This is a genomic window from Acinetobacter sp. AYS6 (assembly GCF_025630795.1).
Lineage (GTDB): Bacteria > Pseudomonadota > Gammaproteobacteria > Pseudomonadales > Moraxellaceae > Acinetobacter.
This window is the reverse complement of record NZ_JAOTNV010000005.1, coordinates 297,153-315,427: the sequence shown is the minus strand read 5'-3', so window position 1 is coordinate 315,427 and position 18,275 is coordinate 297,153. Positions and strand designations below refer to the sequence as shown.

The window sequence follows — 18,275 nt, the reverse complement described above, 5'->3', positions numbered from 1 at the left end:
AGTATTTCTATCTAAGAAATTATTTGAATCGCTCTATTATGAAAGCGAGTTCAGAACAGTACTTTTAGAAGTCTAGATACTTAAAGAAAGTGCAACACATGAACCAGTATCTATGGTTTTTCACAATTTAATCAAAGACTATTTTCACTTAAAGAGACTTAATCCTTATGTTGATTGAAATTGCTATCGCGGATGCTTACGGTGCTGGTTTTGAATTTTGCAGCCAAGATAAGATTATTTCACAGAATAATTTAGAATTATACAGCAAACATGAGTTATACGATATTTTAGGCAAGTATACAGATGACACACAGATGTCGATTGCGATAGTGGAGTTTATATTATCAGGTCAAGAATGGACCAAAGAAAATATAGCTTCAAAATTTTTAGAATGCTTTAAAAGAGATGTGAGATTAGGATATTCAGAAGGTTTCTTTAATTTATTAAGTAAAGTTGAGTCTAGCAAAGAGTTACTTAAACTAATAATTCCAACAAGTGAAAGAAATGGGGCGGCAATGCGTTCAGTTCCAATTGGTTTTCTAAAAAATAAAGAAGATGTAATTGCTTTAGCAAAGTTACAAGCACAAATTACACATGATTCACCCATAGGAATTCAATCCAGCTGTGCTGTCGCTTTAGCTGCCCATTTTGGAACTTACCAAAAAGGTTCTATTAAGGACTTAGAGAGGTTTCTAAAATCAGAGCAATATGGAAACTGGGATTATAATTGGAAAGATAGAGTATCTTTAAATGCATATGATACGGTCAGTGCTGCATTAACATGTTTATTGCAACATAGTTGTTTAAGTGAGCTTCTAAAGTCATGTATTAATTTAGGTGGAGATACTGATAGCGTTGCAGCGATAGCTGTTGGTTTAGCTACATGTTTTATAGAATACAAAAAAGATTTACCTATTCAACTTTATAATAATTTAAATGAAGATAAATATGGAATATCTTTTTTACAAAATTTAGAGAAAAAGTTTTTTGTAGAAAATTTAATATAATCAAAAAATTATGGTGTTGTTTTTTGAAATTTAAAGTTGTCACTTCAAAAAATTAAATGCATTCTTTATTTAGTTTTTTGAAGATGAGATCGTTAATTTTATGATCTGATCCAAACTGCGATGTTTAAACTTACTTACTGGGGAATAATTTTAAACTTTTTAAAATATTAAGTATTTATTTGATGTGTACGGTAGATATAAACAATGAGTTTAGCTAGGTTGTAATAGATGATCTTTTCTAGGGTAAATATACTTTAGAAAGATAATATTCATTTTTTATAATAATCGAGATTTAATTTTTATATATTGGAGAGTATTATTGGATAAGCAATTTGTTATAGAAAAAATTAAAGAAGCATCGATAGAGGCTTTTAACACTGTACGACACAAGGAGCCTGAGATAAATTTTTGTGCTTATGGCTTATATTCTGATGCAGATGCAATCACAATCTGTCCAGCACAAAATAGCTGTATTCATTTAAATAAAATGATAGAAAATGATCCTGATGATAAAGAATATTATAGATGGAGTCCAAGTGAGTGGAGTCATGAATCTAAAGGTGGGGAGAGTTTTAAGGAGATTTCTCTGTACTTAAGAGCAAATGCTGAATTAATTAAGTCTTCGGATGAATACGATCAGTTTAAGTTCGATGTATATCAATCCTGCATATTGGCACTCAAAAGTTTGAAAGAAGAGGGCTTTTTTTCTGATATGGATAGGAGTGGTATCATAGTTTTTACTATTTCTGATGCGATAAATAGTAACGAGCGCGAATGGATAGAATTGTTAAATAATAATGATGTTTCACAGCAATTTAATGAGTGGATAAAGACGTTACAATAACTATATCCCTTTCTTCAGTTCTACGGCCGAATAATAGTGTATGTCTATCAAAACAATAGGTTAGTTTTACAATTGCTGAGAAGAATACTTTGTACTGCTTAGTGTAGGGGGTATCCCGATTCACTAAAACGATCACAGGTTAAATTGAAAAATATTAGGAATTTAACGGTAGAGCGTATTACTCCTTTTTTGGAATTAACAGAGTTCCTCTTAGAGAACTCTCAATTTTTTAGATTTTTACTGTAAAGTTTCAAATGATAACAGATTTGATTTTAGGAAATTTTATTATAATTAAATACAATTATGATAGATATTTTTCAGCTTTTTTGAGTCTTTCTTTTATTATTATTTAGGAGGAATGTTAGTGAGCTTAAATGATTATTCTGATGACAATGATTACTACACTCAAGGGTTTGAGAAAGAAGGAATTGTATCAATTTGGGCCGGGACACTGGGTGAGGATGTAGATTCTGATTTAGATATTTTACGAGATCTATGTGGGGTTGGATACTATAATCTTGATGATCAGGAAACTAATAATATCAAATTTAAGATAATGAATTTAAATAAATTACTTGAAGATTTATCTTATTCAAAATCTTTTATTAATGAGGTGACTGGTGCTGCTTTTGATAAAGGAATAGTAGATTGTAGGTGGGTTATTGCACAATATGATTTTGATTATAATCACTTTAAAGTTAAGAGGAAGATTGCAAAAGATCCTATTTTCATAGGTAGCTTTAAATATTCAGTAGAAAGTTGATATTTTACTATCAGAGATATATAAGGTGTGGTGTTAATAATGTTCCTTAGCAAATTTATATTAGAAGAATGAAATGATGATGAATGATGTTGCAAGTTCACTAGTTATTGAGATTACAAAAAAATTTATAACTCTCATGATGGATGTTGAACCACAGTGGGAAAAGCATACTTAAGGTTTTCCTGTAGTAGTTCAGCCGCAGAAATCAAAGCATCATTTGCGTCTGAGACTGGCGTAGAAATAATAGATGTCTTGAAGTATAAAGATTTCTTTCATCCTATGAATATGAAAGGTCAAGAATTACTAGCAGCCTTAGGTAAAATTAAAGGAGTATTTCTATTGGTGATAGATGCAAACTTTGACTATGAAATTAATTTTGAATACCAAGATATGAATCGTTGGAAAATTAGTAAATTAGCAGGTGGGACTGGAGTGCCTGAAGGCATCATATAGTTATAAAAAAATATTACCTTTAGCATCAACTAGTAGAAATTGACTATGATGGTACTTTGGAAGATGTTGATATCCATTTTATTGGTAATTAGTTTGATAGACCAATAAATAAACTTAATGTAATTCTTAGGAGTGAGTGGTCTGTTACACTAAGTTTTATTAGGAGGTATACCTCTTCTTAATGATAATGAAGAGGAGTTAAATAAAAGAATGAATAATTTAAAACTTAACTATTTAAAGTTATTCTAAATATATTTTTAAATAGTGGGTAATTTAAGATGTTTATACCTTTGAATTTTATTGTGTGAAGTTTGAATGAACTTATCAGGAAGCTCTTTGATAAATTTTTTAGCACATTAGCTAATATTAATTTTTTCAAAAGGTAAATAATTTTTGTTATTTTTAAAATTCCTTTTACATGGTACTAGGTACATACTTAACGTGCAATAAGTCTGACGAAAGTGAATGTAAGTTTTAGAGCCGGAAACACTTCTATGAAGGCGAGACTATAAGTATAATAAAATTTTAAAGTAAATCATAAAATTATGACTTTGTGGCGATTTTGTTCTGAGTATACACTATGAAGAAAATAGTAGCAGAATTAATTCTATTAAGTAATAAATCTATATATCCAAGAGTCTATTGTATTGATGAAAGGGGACATGAATATGAAGCCATAACCGTGACGCTTTGTGATGCTATATGGGAGTTACGTGGTAAACCTCTTTTGGAGTTAAAAGAGTTAATAAATAATTTTATTTTGGAAAAGTATTACCCAATTGATCAAGAGTTACCGGATATGTCAATTAATGATAAATTTATTTGGGTGAGATCACCATTGGTAAATAAAAGTGAGATTTGTATATCAAATGAGAATATCCCAGAGTATTCCATTGATGATGGATTACCTCAATATTTTAATTTCGAGCAGTTTAATACAGTATGTAATGTTGTAGAAGAGTTTGGAAATATAATAATTAAACATGGGAAAGAAAATTTACTTGGTATTAAAATTGAGATTGATTTTCCTTTTTTCAATGAATCGTAAGTGAAGTTATATGCATAAGTCCAATATCATTCGACAAAATCAAGAGAATAATATTTTAATTAGAAATGCTATTAAAAATCATAATTTGATTAATTTAAAAAAGATATTTAACGAATTTCCTAGTTTATATTTATAGATACACCATTTAGTAGCTGGCTTCATGTAGCTGCTAGTAGTGGTGCATTAGAAATAGTTAAATATCTAATTTCTGAAGGGTTGGACCCTAATAAAAAAGGGGGAACTTTTGGGGGCAATAGTTTAAATACAGCAGCATCAAGTGGACATATTGATATAGTAAAATACTTATTGTTGTTAAATGTTGAAATGGATACCACAGAACCAGAAAAAAATCCTTTATTTGGTGCCATAATGAAAGGAAGTTTACCGATCGCTGAAAAATTAATTTCTCACGGTATTGATTATAAAATGTCTTATACTGGCAATTATATGAATAAAATGGATGCTGAAGCATTTGCTTTAGAGCGTGGAGAAATAGAAATAGCAAACTATTTAAATTCCTTGAAATGAAAGTCTGATAACTTTAATAAGTATGGTATTCGATAGCTTATGTGTAACTTTGGGAGTTAAATAACTTATATGAATTTGAAGCATCTAGATTCAGATATAGATTTCGTAGTAACACCTGCAGCATTTTTAGGTGTTTTTGATATATATGATCGTGAGGAAACATGGGGGGCCTATTTAGACCAATTTGATCCGAATAATCCAAAAGAACTAGATGATTTGCTAGAGAAATACTTTTTTAATAACGGTAGAGTTTTGAGGTTTACAGTTGATCATAAAATTGAAATGATAAAAGTTCTTATTAATGCTTTAAATGATAAAAACTTTAACTTTGATGCATTATTAGTAAATGATGAAGATCCTTATGATACATTTTCTCTTCCATATACTTGGGAATTCAAGCGACCTAGATTCTATTTTGAAGAAGTTTATAAGTTAGCGTATAAATATTGGGGAAATGACCTTAAAGAAGCTGGTTTTAATATGCCTTGTTTAAATGATTTTTAACTTTTTCTATATGCTTTTAAAATAGACAGGATTTGTTAAATGCAGCAAGATAATTCTATATCTATTTGGGTGGGGAATTTAGATTCTTCTTATGACTTAGATAACTATGTCTTAAATCGATATTCATTAGATGGTGATTTTGAAGGATCTTTATTTACAGATAAATTCCAGATTGATTTTATTGATGAGGATTTTGTTGAGAAAAGTTTCTTTGAATTTACCAATAATTTAGAATTAGCTTTCAATGGGTTTTCCTACGATGAACAAATTTTGGAAGAACTAAAATTAAAAGATATAAAATTATTATTCCCCATTAATTGTATAATTCTAATTTATAATTTTGCATATAAATTAAATCACGAAAGTGTAGGGAAGGTTAAATTTTTAGGTACATTGCCTTATAAAAAACCATAATTTTTTATTTAATATAGATGCTATATTTTGAATTTTTATTAATTCAAAATCAAAATAGATATAGCGTGGTAATTAAAAGTTACTTTTGTATTTGCGCTGAGATATTAATTAATGGATATAAATGGAGTTTTAAAGTGGGAACTTTAAATGATAAAGTTTTTGGAGAGTTGTATAATAAGGAGCTACTTTGGTTGCGTCCATATGAAATAGAAATATTTCATACATTATATCTAATTGAATTAAATGTATATACATATGAAGATGATGGTAGTGATATCACTCAAAATCAAAGAGATACTTTTATAAATTTTGAGTTAAACAAAAAAAGTATTTTGGATGATGTTGAAAAAGAGATCCAAAAGTATTGTTATGAAAAATTTCAGATTACTGAATTGGAAAGTATAAAAAAAGTTATTTTGAAATATTTGAAAATTATACATACTGAAATAGGGGAGGATAGACAATTAGGATTTATTTTTGATTCTATATTTGATCCAGAGCTTGGTATAGGTGTCTTAGTTATAAATGAGCAAGTTGTTGAGGTAGGAGTGCAAGATATAGTGCTTTAATATAATTTGAGAAGTAATAGAGTTAAAATATAAAATAGTAGATGTGACAGCTAATAAAAGAGTCAAGAAATGGATGAATTAAAGATAATTGCTAAGGATATCCATAGTGCCATTAGAGATGGTAATAATGAGTTAGCTATAAAGTTATTAAAAGATCATAGGCATTTAGGAATTTTAAATTTTAAAACTCCTTTCGGTACTTGGTTGCATGATGCTGCTTTACATAATCGTAAAGATATTATTGTATACTTGGTGTCAGCAGGAGTTGATATTAATGAACAAGGTGGCCCCCTCCGTGGTAATGCTCTAAGTCAAGCAGTTAAAATGGAAAATATTGAAATTATTGAATATTTTTTGAATTTAAATATGGAGGTAATAACATCAGATTCTATAAAAAATCCTTTGTTTACTGCAATTTATCGTGGAAATCTTGATATTGTTAAAATTTTGATTAAGCATGGTGTAAATTATAGAGTGGCATATACTGGAGATTATGCAGAGAATCTTGATGCTGAGGCGTTCGCTTTAGAGCGAGGTGAAAGAGAAATAGCTAACTATTTGCACTCTTTGAAGAAACAAGATCATCTATTATAATGTAGCGTAAATTTTCTATATTTTTTTAAAATTTACTTGTTTTGAATACAAAATAAAATATCTAATTGTATCTTAGTTTATAATAATATTTAATATACATGGTTTTTATATTTTTAGGTAAAATTTTATTATGAAAAAATTTGATTACTATGGTGTGAGTTATGATAATGAAAAAGATATGATTTCAAAATTAAGTAAAATTTTGGGAATTGTATTTATACCTCATGATAGTTCCTTTTGGGGAGATTATTTTTTAGCAAAAATTGATGGTAATGGTAAGTGTAGACTTATTCAAAATTTTAATCCATGTGAAGATGATTGGAACTACCCGGATCATAAGCATGTTGAGTGGATTATGGAAATAAATGGAACACCTGAAATGGATAATATATTTAATAAATTGTTAAATGAAGCTGGATCTAATATTTTTTTATTATATCGATCAGAGGTAGAAGCTTTAAATTATATAAAAGAGTATGAATTTAAAGATGGTGATTTTAAATTGGTCAATGAGGTTTTTCATAAGAAAAAATAATTTTATTATTTTGATTTTAAAAAAAACATCAGCTCTAAATAATTTTTTATGATTTCTTCTATTATTCATATTTTATAATTTGTTGCTAGCTTATCTTTAATATTTTAAATGAAATAATTTTATATTTTAATTGATAGAGAAATGTAATGGATTGGACTCAGAAAATAGCAAGATTGGCTCTTGTGAAAAATTCTTTGTATGAGGCAGATACTAGGAAAATTTGGCCTTATTATTTACCTGAATTAGCTGCAACAATAGATGATATTATAAAAACTGAAATTATATTGGGTGAGGAAATTGATAAATTTTATAAGAGCTTTCTTTTATATGCAAATGGATGGAAAGGCTTTTATCAATATGTAGATTTATTTGGTCTGACAGATTTGATAGAAGGAGAAAAAAAGAAATATGCATTGGATTTATTAAATATAATCGATATTACATATCTTTCTAAAAAAGGCATTCGTAGAACTGATTTGATGCCAATAGCAGCTACTTTAATTGATAAAGATATTTTTTTAATAGGTAAACCTAATTCATCAATAGCTGGAGAAGTAATTTGGTATGCTGGGGAAGAAATTGAAATTTTTAAAAATTTTAATGAATTTTTTTTAGCAATGATTGAGTATAATATTGAAGAGGTTAATGATCTTAAAAGTGGATTTTTTTGATATTTGACCTAAATAATAAGACTATATATTGATGGAGAATAAACTATGAGTTTATCTAAGAGTTGGTCTGATTTTGGTTTAAAGGGATCTAAAAATTTAAATTTAGATGAAATTTTAAAGATTGAATCTATTTTGAATATTGAACTTCCTTTCTTGTATAAAAGTTTAGTTGAATATGCAAATCCTGCATATATTGAAGTTGGTTCTTTTTATTACGGTGATGATGAAACATCTATAAGTGATTTTTTCCCTCTAACTCAATCAAATGAGTATGGTTCATTTTTATGGTACGCACTTGATAATTCTATAATTCCTAAAGGTATTTTACCATTTGCAAGAGATGCTGGGGATTTCTTGATTTGTTTTGATTATCGAGAAACAAAAACATCGCCTAAAATAATTTTACTTGATAGCTTCTTGTCGGAAATATATCCAATTTCAAATAATTTTAAAGATTTTTTAGAGCTTTTACATGAGTGATTAATATATTAATAAATATTTTATTTACCTTTGTTATTGACTTTTGATATGCTAAAAAATCTTAAAATAAATATAAAATTTGAAATTATTGTAGATGTAATTAAACTTTAATTTCGAGAAAATAGAGAAATATTTAGTATGTTATTAAAGTATCCGAATAGCACTGTTAATTTTTCAGCAAGTCCAGCACATGCTTTGACTCCCTTTCAGGTGTATGATCGGGATGAATGGGAAAATTATTTATCCGAATATGATCCAAATGACTTTACTCAAATGAAACCCTTATTTAATGAGTATTTTTTTAAAGTAAAAAATAAAAAGTATAATGTTCATCATAAAGTAGTAGTTATGCTCTCATTAGAGAAAGCTTTACTGACTGAGAATTATAACTTCGCTGAATTATTAGAGTCTGATGATGAAACATGCTTTTATTTTCCTTATAATTGGAAAATTGAAAAACCTAGAGATTTTTTTAAGAGTATTTATGGTTTGATGTTTGAGAATTGGGGTAGTGAAGTAATTAATTCGGGATATAAAATTTTACCACCAAACCAAATATTATAAGCTTGGGGTAATTATAATATATTCCATTTGTACTGGGCTCTTTTGATTTTTTAGCTATTTTTTAACGTATTGTTAGGTGTGGGAAAGTATTACCATGAATGAATATTTTAAGACGTACACAGAATCGCATGATGGAATAGAAGGAACGTTCTATTGTGAAGTGGACAAAGGATTGATAATCCGTCATATTAGTGTTTTTGAAGGAATTTTTTATTGGGCAACTCCTAAAGAATATTTTCATGAACAATATGATTTTACAGATCAGCCAGAGTTTGGAGAGGCTGATGAGAGTGCAATTTCTATATCAAAAGCTGAGTTTGATGAGATATGGAATCATGCAGTAAGGCAGAATTTAAGTTAAATATCATCAATGGTGATCTTATTGATTTAGAAAAAATAGAAATTTTGATGTAATTATTCATGGATGTAATTGCTTTTGTACAATGGTTCCAGAACATGTAGTAGGTGATTTTTTTGAATTATAATGCGCATTTATAAAATAATATGATTATTACTCATATCGAATAATAATAACTTAAATTGATAATATTACTAGGAGTGAATTATAGTAATTCGCACTTCATTCTTGATGATACTAACTCGTCCTCTTTAACAAAGAGGTGTATTATTTTCATCGGTAGTATTTAAATAATCTTCTAACATGTCTATCAATATTTTACACTATACTAATCTCATGATTGTAAATTCAATTTATAAATTAAGTAAATATTCTTAGGGGATTACAAAAATGACATTAAAAGAAAAATTAGGTGAATTAGAAGATTCCCTTATGACACTAGCGCATTGTGCTCCAGATGACTATAACGAATGGCGACTTGAGTACTTTCCTACCCAAGAATCCATTCATGAAGAAGAAATAAAGGACTTAAGAGAATTGTGGTCTGAAATTAGATCAAAAATTAAAAAAGACCCAGTGAAAGCCAATTATGTTGAAATTAAACTTCAAGAAATGATTGATGCTTTTGATAAGGGTGAGAAGATTGAAGGGAGAAAAATTGCTAGAGAGCTGGCTGATTTGTACGATCTCACTAAATTGAAATAATATTTTAAGATGCTCTATGCATTTTATTAAGATGATATTTTACAATCGAAAGTAGCTTGGGAAATAGATTATATATATACCATTATTTAATTAAGGTAATTAATAAGATGTCTTTAAAAGAAAAATTAAGTGAATTTGATGACGCGATAGTAGCAGTCGCACTACATGCTCCGGATGACTATGCTGAGTGGCAGCTTGAATACTTTCCTACTCAAGCTGCAATTCATGAAGATACTATGAGTGATTTAAAAGAGCTATGGAATGAGATTAGATCACAAATTAAAAGAGATTTAGCTAAAGCCGAATATGTTGGAGTTAAACTTCAAGAAATGTTTGATGCTTATGATAAAGGAGATAAAGTGGAAGGAAAAAAATAGCTTGGGAGCTTGCAGATTTATACGATATTAATAAATTGAAATAATGTTTCAGAACTACTAGGTAAATTCACTTGATGAGAAATATTTATAAATGTTATTAAAAGATAAATTAATATGGATAGAAAATAAACTATTCATAATCTCAAATGATACTCAAGATAATCAGTTATCTGAAAGTGAAAAGAATGAGTGTGAAGGAATTTTTGTTAAAATAAAAAGATTGTGGAAGGAAATAGATTTTGAAATTAAAAAAGATAGTATAAAGATGCTAAGAATTGAAAGGAAAATTATTGAAATGATTGAGGCCTTTCATAAAGAGAATATTTTAAAAGCAAGGAAAATAGCTTGGGAAATAGCTCATATGTATAGCATTACTGAATTAAGGTAATTAATAAGATGTCTTTAAAAGAAAAATTAGGTGAATTAACTGATTCTCTTGTTACTGTAGCACATTGTGCTCCAGATGATTATGATGAGTGGCTTCTTGAGTACTTTCCTACTCAAGAAGCCATTCATGAAGAAGAAATAAAGGACCTAAGAGTATTGTGGTCTGAAATTAGACCAAAAATTAAAAAAGATCTGGTGAAAGCCGATTATGTTGAAATTAAAATTCAAGAAATGATTGATGCTTTTGATAACGGGGAGAAGATTGAAGGGCGAAAAATTGCTAGAGAACTTGCTGATTTATACGATATTACCAAGTTAAAATAATTTTTTTAGATATTTGATGTATTCCACCACGATGATATTTTAAAAAGAAAAAACTCATATGTATAGTATTACTGAATTAAGGTAATTAATAAGATGTCTTTAAAAGAAAAATTAGGTGAATTAGAAGATTCATTAGTCACAGTAGAGTACTGTGCTCCAGATGACTATGATGAATGGCTTCTTAAATACTTTCCTACTCAAGAAGCCATTCATGAAGAACGGATGAAAGATTTAAGACAGTTATGGTCTGAAATTAGACCGAAAATAAAAAAAGATCTTGTGAAAGCCGATTATGTTGGAGTTAAACTTCAAGAAATGATGGACGCTTTTGATAAGGGGGATAAGGACGATGGAAAAAAAATTGCTGGAGAGCTTGCCGATTTATACGATATTACTAAATTGAAATAATATTTTAAGATGCTCGATGTATTTAATGAAGATAATATTTTAAAAGCACTAAAAAGATGATACGTACAATATTTATGAATCTAGGTAGTTAGTAAAATGTCTTTAAGAGAAAAATTAGGTGAATTAACAGATTCTCTTGTTACTGTAGCACATTGTGCTCCAGATGATTATGATGATTGGCTTCTTAAATACTTTCCTACTCAAGAAGCTATTCACGAAGAACGAATTAAAGATGTAAGAGAGCTATGGTCTGAAATTAGACTAAAAATTAAAAAAGACCTAGTGAAAGCTGACTATGTGGGAGTTAAACTTCAAGAAATGATGGATGCTTTTGATAAAGGGGATAAGAGCGAAGGGCAAAAAATTGCTAGAGAGTTGGCCGATTTATACGATATTACTAAATTCAAATAAGTTTTAGAGTTACTAAGTAAATTCACTTAATGAGAGATATATGTAAATGTTATTAAAAGATAAATTAAAATGGATAGAAAATAAATTATCCTTAATCTCAAACAATACTCAAGATAATCAGTTATCTGAAAGTGAAAAGAATGAGTGGGAAGGTATTTTTGTTGAAATAAAAAGATTGTGGGAAGAAATAGTTTTTGAAGTTCAAAAAGACACTGTAAAGGCGTTACAAATTGAAAGAAAAACTATTGAAATGATTGATGCATTTCATCAAGATGATATTTTAAAAGCAAAAAAAATAGCTTGGGAAATAGCTCATATGTATACCATTACTGAATTGAAATGATTAATTCTTATAAGAGGGTATTTAATATTCATGGTTGTACAGAAAATTTATATTTTGGGATAAGATTTCATTATGGAAAAATATGATTATTATGGCGTGAGTTATGATAACGAAGAAAATATGATTTTAAAGTTGAGTGAAATTTTAGGAGTTGTATTTATACCTCATGATAGTTCTTTCTGGGGGGATTATTTTTTAGCAAAAATTGATGGTAAGGCAGAATGTAGGCTTTTTCAAAATTTTAATCCGTGTGAAGATGAGTGGAACTATCCAGATCATAAGCATGTTGAATGGATTTTGGAGGTAGAGGGAATATGTGAAATAGATAATATATTTAATAAATTGTTAAATGAAGCTAAATCTAATGTTTTTTTATTATATCTATCAGAGGTTGAAGCTTTAAATTATTCAAGAAGGTATGAATTTAAAGATGGTAATTTTAAGTTGATTAGTGAATTCTTTTTTAAGAAAAATTAATTTTTTGTCTAATTTATTTTAAATTATATATTTATTTAAGTAATAATTTTTACATTTAATTTAATGAGGATATCATTGAAATATATCTATGTTTAGGAAGGTGTTTTGATAAATCTTCAACTTTAAATGAAATTAATATATAGCTTTGATGGTAGGCTGATAGTGTTTTGAAGTCGAATACCAAAAAGATGGCCATTGGTGAATAACTTTATATGAAAATAAAGCTGGGGGATAAATTCTGAATTTATTATATCAATCAGAGCTTTTAAATATAATTGTCCAAGAAATTTCTTACGTTGCGCCCAGAAACTGGGAGCAAGTACTTTATTACACGGAGAGATTAGACGATCAAGATATTGGGATAAGGAATAAATCTACTGCCGAATGTTGGATTGGCAAAGAGAAGACACCTTATGATAATTCGAAAGGTCCCCCATTAAGAGCTTCTATGGAGCTCTTTGAAGCAATAAATAATTTATATAAAGAAGCTCACAACTGTGGAAATATATGGTGTGGTTTACTTTTGACTATTAATAAAAATGGTAAATATTCCTCTAAGTTTTATTATGAAGGTACACCTCTTCTTGATGGTGATGAAGAGGAATTAGATAAAAGAATAAATGATTTAAGACCTTAATTAATTAAATTTAGCCTAAATATCTTTTTTAAAATTTTGGCTACTTTATATTCTACAATTTAATTATTTTATGAAAATAAATAATATTTAGCTGCTCAAACCTACAGGAAGTCATATTCTGTACAGGTTTGGTTCAGGAATGGCCAAATAAATATGGCTTTTCCTATTTGGGGTGAATAGTGAAAGCAAAACAGGAAATATTCGATTTACTTAGTGTGCTTAAAGTGTTTGATGTCAACTATGTAAGCCATGAGGATTGTTTGAAACTGCATGGTTTGAATGTGAATCAGCCTGAAGATGTAGTTAAAGCTGTCAGAACCTTGCTTTTGCCAGAGTTTAATACATATCCTCCGGGCACACGACAACGACTAATAGCTTTACTCAGCGCGACAATTTTGGATTCCAGTGAGGATTTTAGTATACTTTTTGATCGAATTGAGCTGGCATTTGATAATGAGATTATTGATAAGCGTGTTTTTATGTCTGCTTTGTTGGTTGGGATTGAATCAGCCTCTTAACCTGCCATTTGGAATATCATGTCTACCGAGGTAGTGGACTTGATCTCAAAAATATCAAAATATTGAGATTAATCGAGTGGTCGATGTAATTCTAAATTCAAGAAAGAAGTAAAATGACTTCTTTCTTTAATGATTCGTCATAATTAATGAAGTTCATTATCTTCATCAATAGTATCTAAGTAAGCGCCCAAAAATCCTGTTAAGATTGAAGTAATTTATGATAATAATCCAATTCGTCCAAAAGGTTTTGTAACTAAATATCAGAAAGCAGATGGTACGTGGATTAGAGTTCAATTTGAAAATAGAGCAGGGGGATAAAATGGATTTTTTTAAAAAAGGTGAGTTGGTTAATATCATTGTGAATGAAATTATTTATGTAGCTCCAGCCAATTGGTCAAAGATTGTATATTATACAGAGAGGCTTCGAGATGAAAAAATTGGATTAAGAAATAAAAATATTGCAAGATGCTGGTTAGGTAGTGAAAAAATACCTTATAATAATTCTAAGGGACCACCTTTAAAGTCCTCAGTAGAATTATTTGATGCGGTAGATGAATTATTTGTTGATTCGGAAAAAAATAAAGAAATATGGAGTGGTTTTGGCGTAGTTATTAATCAAAATGGTAAATATATAACTCATTTTTATTATGAAGATACACCACTTTTAGATAATAAAGATGAGGAATATAGAGCAAGATTGGATACTTTAACTGAAATGATTTAATTTTCTATTTTACTGTAAAAGTATACCTCTTTTTATTAATGATTGTGCAGAGGTGTTAGATAAAAGAAAGGGCGATTTAAATCTTAGTTAATTAAATTTAGTTTAAATATCTTTTTAAAGATTTTAGGATTTTTTATATGCAAAAAATAAGTATTTTTAAATAAATAATATTTTAATGTTCTATAAAATTTTACTTCTCATTAACTCAATTCATTAACTATTTCTATTTAAAAAAAACATGGCACTAAGTCATTAAAACTTAATGCCATAATTTTAAGTAAAAATAATATGCTCTTTACTTAATCTTTTTAAATATAAAGTCATTAATCTTATGACCTGACTCAATACCACGGCGTTCAAACTTAGTCACTGGACGCCAGTCTGGACGTGGGTAGCTATTGCCTTTACCGGCCAAGTTTTCAAGATCTGGACGGTTATCTAAAACATCCAGCATCCATTCAGCATACGGTTCCCAATCTGTTGCAGCATGGAACGTGCCGCCAAGCTCAAGCTTTTGTTCAACCAATGGCATACGCTCATGAGCAACAAAACGGCGTTTAAAATGACGTTTCTTTTGCCAAGGGTCTGGGAAGTAAAGCTGAACACAGTTAATGCTGTTGTCTGGCATTTCACGTAGAACCTGAATTGCATCTGCATCAAGTACACGTAAGTTTTTAACTTCTGCTATACCTGCTTCATATAGGCATTGAGCAATACCAGGTACATGGACTTCAATACCCACATAGTTGCGTTCAGGGTTTGCTTTTGCCATAAGTACTAATGAACGACCCATACCAAAACCGATTTCAACAGTTAATGGACGCTCTGGGTGTTCGAAGTGTTGACGTAAGTCGCCAACAGGATATTCCAAAATTAAATCGCGATGTTGTTCTAATGCCGTGCGTTGAGACGTATTAAGTGGTGCTGAGCGACGCATAAACGTCACAATTTCACGGTGTTCAGGCAAATTGTCTAAGTCTGCAATTTGCGTTTCTAACTGATCGATCGACATAACCTTGGCAATATTGAAATTCAAATGCGGTATTTTAAGTCTTCAGGTGACCAAGTCAAATGTTTCGGTGTTTTTCTTCATGTAGATGTCATGATCAATATTTACTCTAAGAGACTAATTAAAACTCATATGAACACTTTTACTCATGAAAACTTTTCAATTAAGAACACTTTCGGTCTTTTTAAGTGCATTAGGTGCATTTTCATATAGCTCAGTTGCTCAAGCGCAGCTCATGTTTAGTCAATATGTGGATGGCAGCAGCAATAAAAAGGGGTTGGAAATTTATAATCCAGACGGCGCTACCGTTAATTTAGCCGATTATGAGATTCAACAATTTAATAATGGTGGTACAGCAAAGACAGTGGCTTTTCGTTTGCAAGGCACACTCGCGAGTAAGCAGAAGTTTTTAGTGGGCCGTTCAGAGTTGCAAACTGAGCTTGGAAGTAAAGTTAATCAGGTGGTAGCACTATCTTTTAATGGAGATGATGCAGTTGTGCTTGTGTACAAAGGAACGCCCGTAGACCGTTTTGGCCGTATTGGTGAACGCCCAGCAGCGGGATGGGGGACGGCAGTTTCAAGCTTGGGAAATAGTTTTAAGCGTATTGAAACAGAAAACCCAGCTTTAAGTGTGGATGCAACCGCAGCATTTGATTTGGATCATTCATGGTCGGCTTGGACAAACCGAAATGACTTTTCAAATTTATCTGGTTCTACAACTCAGCCTCCTGTTGAAACAGTAAGTTGCTCAAGCTCAGATACAGCTATTGCTGACTTAGCAGCAGCAACTCAAGACCAGACTTATACTGTGCGTGGTGTGATTACAGCTGACTATCGTTATGCTAATGGTTTCTCAGGTTTTTATGTTCAGACGCCAGATACGAAAGCACGTGCAAATGTCAGCAATGCTATTTTTGTTTATATTCCAAATAGCAGTGCGGTAAAAGGTGGGCAAGTTGGCGATGAAGTTATTTTACGTGGCCGTTTAACAAGCTATCAAAATCAGCTACAAATAAATCAATTACAACAAGATATTCAAACCTGTAATAGCAATATGGCAAATCAGGTTCAGCCAATTAGTCTTGAACTCCCGTTTGCTAGTTTAACGGGTGGCTCAATTAATTCACCGCAGCGTTATCAAGGGATGTTGATCAAACTACCTCAGACTTTAACTGTGAGCGAGAACTACAATTACGGTCGTTATGGTGAATTATCGCTGAGTTTAGGCCGTTTATATATTCCAACTAACTTATATCCAGCGTTATCTCCTGAAGCTAAAGCTCTAGCTCAGAAAAACTTACTATCAAAAATTATTTTTGATGATGGCTATAATAACCAAAACCGTACACCTTGGTTACCAAGCAATTTTAGTGCTGCCAATACGCTACGTTCAGGTTATCAACTTAAAAATGCTGAAGGTATTTTAGAATATCGTTTTAACGGTTGGCGTGTGCAACCTGTGCTTGGACGTAATCAGCCTGAAGTGATTACTCAAACAAACCCGCGTCAAAGTGTCCTTACCAAAAATGCTAATCACATTCGTGTAGCTTCATTTAACGTTTTGAACTATGACAATGGCGCAACGGGTTTCCCAACGGAGCGCGGTGCGACAACACAGGCTGAGTTTGATAAACAGCATCGTAAAATTGTGAGTGCTCTCAAAGCAATTGATGCCGATGTGTACGGTTTAATGGAAATTGCGAACAATGGTTATGGGCCGAACAGTGCTATTGCCAATTTGACCAAAGCTCTAGGTAGCGACTGGAAGTACGTTGTTCCTGAAAACTTAGACCGTTTAGGTGGTGATGCAATCGCAGTTGCTATTATCTATAACAGTAAACGTGTTAAGCCTCTAAATAAACCTGTTGTGCTTGATTTAGGCGACAAGAACCGAACAACTTTGGCGCAAAGTTTCCAAGCCGTTCGTGGTAATAAAACGTTTACTGTTATTCCAAACCACTTGAAATCGAAAAGCTGTAGCGGAGTTGATGCTAGTTCTACTGATGCAGACCAAAAAGATGGTCAAGGCTGTTGGAACCCAACCCGTGTAAAAGCAGTTGATCAAATTGTGCAGTGGTTAGCGAAAAATCCAACTCAAGTGCCTAAGCAAAATGCTTTACTTGTAGGGGATATGAACAGCTATGCAAAAGAAGAACCAATTTTGTCATTTGAAAAAGCGAATTATAAAGTTTTACTTAATGACACTAAGGTCGGTCAGGGCACTCAAGCGTATAGCTATGTTTTTGGTGTTGCAAGTGATGCCAACGGTAATGGGGGAGCAGGTAACCTAGATCATGCAATTGCTGATGCTTCTTTATATCCAAAAGTAGTGCGTACTTTTGCTTGGCATATCAATGCAGATGAGCCAACGGCTTTAGACTATAACGAAGAATATAAAACAGATGAGCAAAAGGCGTTGTTCTATGGTGAAGATGCTTATCGCTCTTCGGATCATGACCCTGTAATTGTAGATTTGGATTTAAATGGAAAAGACTCAAGTCATCCTGATGACGATAAGAAAAATGGTATTTTTGATTTCTTATCTGAATTAATGAATTGGCTTAGCCAACTTTTTAAGCGTAATTAACGGAAAAATTGCGTGACGCAAATGTATTTTATCATA

The 18,275-nt window shown here is 30.6% G+C and carries 28 protein-coding genes and 1 pseudogene; 28 read left to right on the top strand and 1 reads right to left on the bottom strand.

Features of this window, described 5'->3' with window-relative positions; translation table 11 throughout:
* The first annotated feature begins 167 nt into the window (after nucleotides 1–167).
* From OD757_RS06280 to OD757_RS06155, 27 genes and pseudogenes are all read left to right on the top strand, one after another.
* Nucleotides 168–1,007, top strand: a complete 840-nt coding sequence (locus OD757_RS06280) for an ADP-ribosylglycohydrolase family protein (RefSeq protein WP_263031237.1) — start codon at nucleotides 168–170, stop codon at nucleotides 1,005–1,007.
* Nucleotides 1,008–1,326: 319 nt separating this feature from the next.
* Nucleotides 1,327–1,851, top strand: a complete 525-nt coding sequence (locus tag OD757_RS06275; RefSeq protein WP_263031236.1) for a DUF4303 domain-containing protein — start codon at nucleotides 1,327–1,329, stop codon at nucleotides 1,849–1,851.
* A gap of 358 nt (nucleotides 1,852–2,209) precedes the next feature.
* Nucleotides 2,210–2,614: an immunity 22 family protein gene (locus tag OD757_RS06270; RefSeq protein ID WP_263031235.1), complete on the top strand. Its 405-nt coding sequence runs from the start codon at nucleotides 2,210–2,212 to the stop codon at nucleotides 2,612–2,614.
* A 156-nt stretch (nucleotides 2,615–2,770) separates the two neighbouring features.
* A complete protein-coding gene (locus OD757_RS06265) occupies nucleotides 2,771–3,067 on the top strand; it encodes a hypothetical protein (RefSeq protein ID WP_263031234.1) in 297 nt (98 codons plus the stop codon).
* Nucleotides 3,068–3,647: 580 nt separating this feature from the next.
* Nucleotides 3,648–4,115 carry a hypothetical protein gene (locus OD757_RS06260; RefSeq protein ID WP_263031233.1) on the top strand — a complete coding sequence of 156 codons (468 nt, stop codon included), beginning with the start codon at nucleotides 3,648–3,650 and terminating at the stop codon, nucleotides 4,113–4,115.
* A gap of 126 nt (nucleotides 4,116–4,241) precedes the next feature.
* A pseudogene (locus tag OD757_RS18295) lies at nucleotides 4,242–4,313 on the top strand (ankyrin repeat domain-containing protein); the annotation flags it as partial.
* A gap of 18 nt (nucleotides 4,314–4,331) precedes the next feature.
* On the top strand, nucleotides 4,332–4,643 hold the full coding sequence (locus OD757_RS06255; RefSeq protein ID WP_263031232.1) for an ankyrin repeat domain-containing protein: 312 nt from the start codon (nucleotides 4,332–4,334) through the stop codon (nucleotides 4,641–4,643).
* A 69-nt stretch (nucleotides 4,644–4,712) separates the two neighbouring features.
* Nucleotides 4,713–5,147, top strand: coding sequence for a hypothetical protein (locus OD757_RS06250; RefSeq protein ID WP_263031231.1), 435 nt, complete (start codon nucleotides 4,713–4,715; stop codon nucleotides 5,145–5,147).
* Between the two features lie 39 nt (nucleotides 5,148–5,186).
* Nucleotides 5,187–5,561: an immunity 22 family protein gene (locus tag OD757_RS06245; protein ID WP_263031230.1), complete on the top strand. Its 375-nt coding sequence runs from the start codon at nucleotides 5,187–5,189 to the stop codon at nucleotides 5,559–5,561.
* Nucleotides 5,562–5,695: 134 nt separating this feature from the next.
* Nucleotides 5,696–6,130, top strand: a complete 435-nt coding sequence (locus tag OD757_RS06240) for a DUF6985 domain-containing protein (protein WP_263031229.1) — start codon at nucleotides 5,696–5,698, stop codon at nucleotides 6,128–6,130.
* Between the two features lie 69 nt (nucleotides 6,131–6,199).
* Entirely contained in the window at nucleotides 6,200–6,724 is a 525-nt protein-coding gene (locus OD757_RS06235) for an ankyrin repeat domain-containing protein (protein WP_263031228.1), read from the top strand.
* Nucleotides 6,725–6,854: 130 nt separating this feature from the next.
* On the top strand, nucleotides 6,855–7,259 hold the full coding sequence (locus OD757_RS06230) for a hypothetical protein (protein ID WP_263031227.1): 405 nt from the start codon (nucleotides 6,855–6,857) through the stop codon (nucleotides 7,257–7,259).
* A 146-nt stretch (nucleotides 7,260–7,405) separates the two neighbouring features.
* Nucleotides 7,406–7,930 (top strand): SMI1/KNR4 family protein, encoded by a 525-nt coding sequence (locus tag OD757_RS06225; RefSeq protein ID WP_263031226.1) that lies wholly within the window; start codon nucleotides 7,406–7,408, stop codon nucleotides 7,928–7,930.
* Between the two features lie 45 nt (nucleotides 7,931–7,975).
* A complete protein-coding gene (locus tag OD757_RS06220; RefSeq protein WP_263031225.1) occupies nucleotides 7,976–8,410 on the top strand; it encodes an SMI1/KNR4 family protein in 435 nt (144 codons plus the stop codon).
* Nucleotides 8,411–8,548: 138 nt separating this feature from the next.
* Nucleotides 8,549–8,974 carry a hypothetical protein gene (locus OD757_RS06215; RefSeq protein ID WP_263031224.1) on the top strand — a complete coding sequence of 142 codons (426 nt, stop codon included), beginning with the start codon at nucleotides 8,549–8,551 and terminating at the stop codon, nucleotides 8,972–8,974.
* 94 nt (nucleotides 8,975–9,068) lie between these two features.
* Nucleotides 9,069–9,335 (top strand): hypothetical protein, encoded by a 267-nt coding sequence (locus tag OD757_RS06210; protein ID WP_263031223.1) that lies wholly within the window; start codon nucleotides 9,069–9,071, stop codon nucleotides 9,333–9,335.
* Nucleotides 9,336–9,722: 387 nt separating this feature from the next.
* Nucleotides 9,723–10,037: a hypothetical protein gene (locus OD757_RS06205; protein ID WP_174742615.1), complete on the top strand. Its 315-nt coding sequence runs from the start codon at nucleotides 9,723–9,725 to the stop codon at nucleotides 10,035–10,037.
* Nucleotides 10,038–10,144: 107 nt separating this feature from the next.
* The gene (locus OD757_RS06200; protein ID WP_263031222.1) at nucleotides 10,145–10,414 is read left to right on the top strand and encodes a hypothetical protein; all 270 of its coding nucleotides are present in this window, start codon (nucleotides 10,145–10,147) and stop codon (nucleotides 10,412–10,414) included.
* A gap of 91 nt (nucleotides 10,415–10,505) precedes the next feature.
* Nucleotides 10,506–10,802 (top strand): hypothetical protein, encoded by a 297-nt coding sequence (locus OD757_RS06195; protein ID WP_263031221.1) that lies wholly within the window; start codon nucleotides 10,506–10,508, stop codon nucleotides 10,800–10,802.
* An 8-nt stretch (nucleotides 10,803–10,810) separates the two neighbouring features.
* The gene (locus tag OD757_RS06190) at nucleotides 10,811–11,125 is read left to right on the top strand and encodes a hypothetical protein (protein WP_262145561.1); all 315 of its coding nucleotides are present in this window, start codon (nucleotides 10,811–10,813) and stop codon (nucleotides 11,123–11,125) included.
* 93 nt (nucleotides 11,126–11,218) lie between these two features.
* Nucleotides 11,219–11,533, top strand: a complete 315-nt coding sequence (locus OD757_RS06185) for a hypothetical protein (protein WP_263031220.1) — start codon at nucleotides 11,219–11,221, stop codon at nucleotides 11,531–11,533.
* A 96-nt stretch (nucleotides 11,534–11,629) separates the two neighbouring features.
* Nucleotides 11,630–11,944: a hypothetical protein gene (locus OD757_RS06180; RefSeq protein WP_263031219.1), complete on the top strand. Its 315-nt coding sequence runs from the start codon at nucleotides 11,630–11,632 to the stop codon at nucleotides 11,942–11,944.
* 46 nt (nucleotides 11,945–11,990) lie between these two features.
* Nucleotides 11,991–12,287: a hypothetical protein gene (locus OD757_RS06175; protein WP_263031218.1), complete on the top strand. Its 297-nt coding sequence runs from the start codon at nucleotides 11,991–11,993 to the stop codon at nucleotides 12,285–12,287.
* Nucleotides 12,288–12,359: 72 nt separating this feature from the next.
* Entirely contained in the window at nucleotides 12,360–12,764 is a 405-nt protein-coding gene (locus tag OD757_RS06170; RefSeq protein ID WP_263031217.1) for a hypothetical protein, read from the top strand.
* A gap of 448 nt (nucleotides 12,765–13,212) precedes the next feature.
* Nucleotides 13,213–13,401 carry a hypothetical protein gene (locus OD757_RS06165; RefSeq protein ID WP_263031216.1) on the top strand — a complete coding sequence of 63 codons (189 nt, stop codon included), beginning with the start codon at nucleotides 13,213–13,215 and terminating at the stop codon, nucleotides 13,399–13,401.
* A gap of 179 nt (nucleotides 13,402–13,580) precedes the next feature.
* A complete protein-coding gene (locus OD757_RS06160) occupies nucleotides 13,581–13,919 on the top strand; it encodes a hypothetical protein (RefSeq protein WP_263031215.1) in 339 nt (112 codons plus the stop codon).
* A gap of 271 nt (nucleotides 13,920–14,190) precedes the next feature.
* Entirely contained in the window at nucleotides 14,191–14,643 is a 453-nt protein-coding gene (locus tag OD757_RS06155) for an antitoxin YezG family protein (RefSeq protein WP_263031214.1), read from the top strand.
* A gap of 295 nt (nucleotides 14,644–14,938) precedes the next feature.
* Here the strand turns inward: OD757_RS06155 and trmB are convergent, their stop codons facing one another.
* Nucleotides 14,939–15,655, bottom strand: coding sequence for a tRNA (guanosine(46)-N7)-methyltransferase TrmB (gene trmB, locus OD757_RS06150; RefSeq protein WP_004642023.1), 717 nt, complete (start codon nucleotides 15,653–15,655; stop codon nucleotides 14,939–14,941).
* Nucleotides 15,656–15,800: 145 nt separating this feature from the next.
* On the opposite strand from trmB, the gene OD757_RS06145 reads away from it, so the two are divergent.
* Nucleotides 15,801–18,239: an ExeM/NucH family extracellular endonuclease gene (locus tag OD757_RS06145; protein ID WP_263031213.1), complete on the top strand. Its 2,439-nt coding sequence runs from the start codon at nucleotides 15,801–15,803 to the stop codon at nucleotides 18,237–18,239.
* Nucleotides 18,240–18,275: the final 36 nt, after the last annotated feature.

Excerpts from the sequence above, each read along its gene's own strand:
- OD757_RS06280 (WP_263031237.1), top strand. The coding sequence starts at position 168 with ATGTTGATTGAAATTGCTATCGCGGATGCTTACGGTGCTGGTTTTGAA.
- OD757_RS06270 (WP_263031235.1), top strand. The coding sequence starts at position 2,210 with ATGTTAGTGAGCTTAAATGATTATTCTGATGACAATGATTACTACACT.
- OD757_RS06260 (WP_263031233.1), top strand. The coding sequence starts at position 3,648 with ATGAAGAAAATAGTAGCAGAATTAATTCTATTAAGTAATAAATCTATA.
- OD757_RS06250 (WP_263031231.1), top strand. The coding sequence starts at position 4,713 with ATGAATTTGAAGCATCTAGATTCAGATATAGATTTCGTAGTAACACCT.
- OD757_RS06245 (WP_263031230.1), top strand. The coding sequence starts at position 5,187 with ATGCAGCAAGATAATTCTATATCTATTTGGGTGGGGAATTTAGATTCT.
- OD757_RS06235 (WP_263031228.1), top strand. The coding sequence starts at position 6,200 with ATGGATGAATTAAAGATAATTGCTAAGGATATCCATAGTGCCATTAGA.
- OD757_RS06230 (WP_263031227.1), top strand. The coding sequence starts at position 6,855 with ATGAAAAAATTTGATTACTATGGTGTGAGTTATGATAATGAAAAAGAT.
- OD757_RS06225 (WP_263031226.1), top strand. The coding sequence starts at position 7,406 with ATGGATTGGACTCAGAAAATAGCAAGATTGGCTCTTGTGAAAAATTCT.
- OD757_RS06220 (WP_263031225.1), top strand. The coding sequence starts at position 7,976 with ATGAGTTTATCTAAGAGTTGGTCTGATTTTGGTTTAAAGGGATCTAAA.
- OD757_RS06215 (WP_263031224.1), top strand. The coding sequence starts at position 8,549 with ATGTTATTAAAGTATCCGAATAGCACTGTTAATTTTTCAGCAAGTCCA.
- OD757_RS06210 (WP_263031223.1), top strand. The coding sequence starts at position 9,069 with ATGAATGAATATTTTAAGACGTACACAGAATCGCATGATGGAATAGAA.
- OD757_RS06205 (WP_174742615.1), top strand. The coding sequence starts at position 9,723 with ATGACATTAAAAGAAAAATTAGGTGAATTAGAAGATTCCCTTATGACA.
- OD757_RS06200 (WP_263031222.1), top strand. The coding sequence starts at position 10,145 with ATGTCTTTAAAAGAAAAATTAAGTGAATTTGATGACGCGATAGTAGCA.
- OD757_RS06195 (WP_263031221.1), top strand. The coding sequence starts at position 10,506 with ATGTTATTAAAAGATAAATTAATATGGATAGAAAATAAACTATTCATA.
- OD757_RS06190 (WP_262145561.1), top strand. The coding sequence starts at position 10,811 with ATGTCTTTAAAAGAAAAATTAGGTGAATTAACTGATTCTCTTGTTACT.
- OD757_RS06185 (WP_263031220.1), top strand. The coding sequence starts at position 11,219 with ATGTCTTTAAAAGAAAAATTAGGTGAATTAGAAGATTCATTAGTCACA.
- OD757_RS06180 (WP_263031219.1), top strand. The coding sequence starts at position 11,630 with ATGTCTTTAAGAGAAAAATTAGGTGAATTAACAGATTCTCTTGTTACT.
- OD757_RS06175 (WP_263031218.1), top strand. The coding sequence starts at position 11,991 with ATGTTATTAAAAGATAAATTAAAATGGATAGAAAATAAATTATCCTTA.
- OD757_RS06170 (WP_263031217.1), top strand. The coding sequence starts at position 12,360 with ATGGAAAAATATGATTATTATGGCGTGAGTTATGATAACGAAGAAAAT.
- OD757_RS06165 (WP_263031216.1), top strand. The coding sequence starts at position 13,213 with ATGGAGCTCTTTGAAGCAATAAATAATTTATATAAAGAAGCTCACAAC.
- OD757_RS06155 (WP_263031214.1), top strand. The coding sequence starts at position 14,191 with ATGGTACGTGGATTAGAGTTCAATTTGAAAATAGAGCAGGGGGATAAA.
- trmB (WP_004642023.1), bottom strand. The coding sequence starts at position 15,655 with ATGTCGATCGATCAGTTAGAAACGCAAATTGCAGACTTAGACAATTTG.
- OD757_RS06145 (WP_263031213.1), top strand. The coding sequence starts at position 15,801 with ATGAAAACTTTTCAATTAAGAACACTTTCGGTCTTTTTAAGTGCATTA.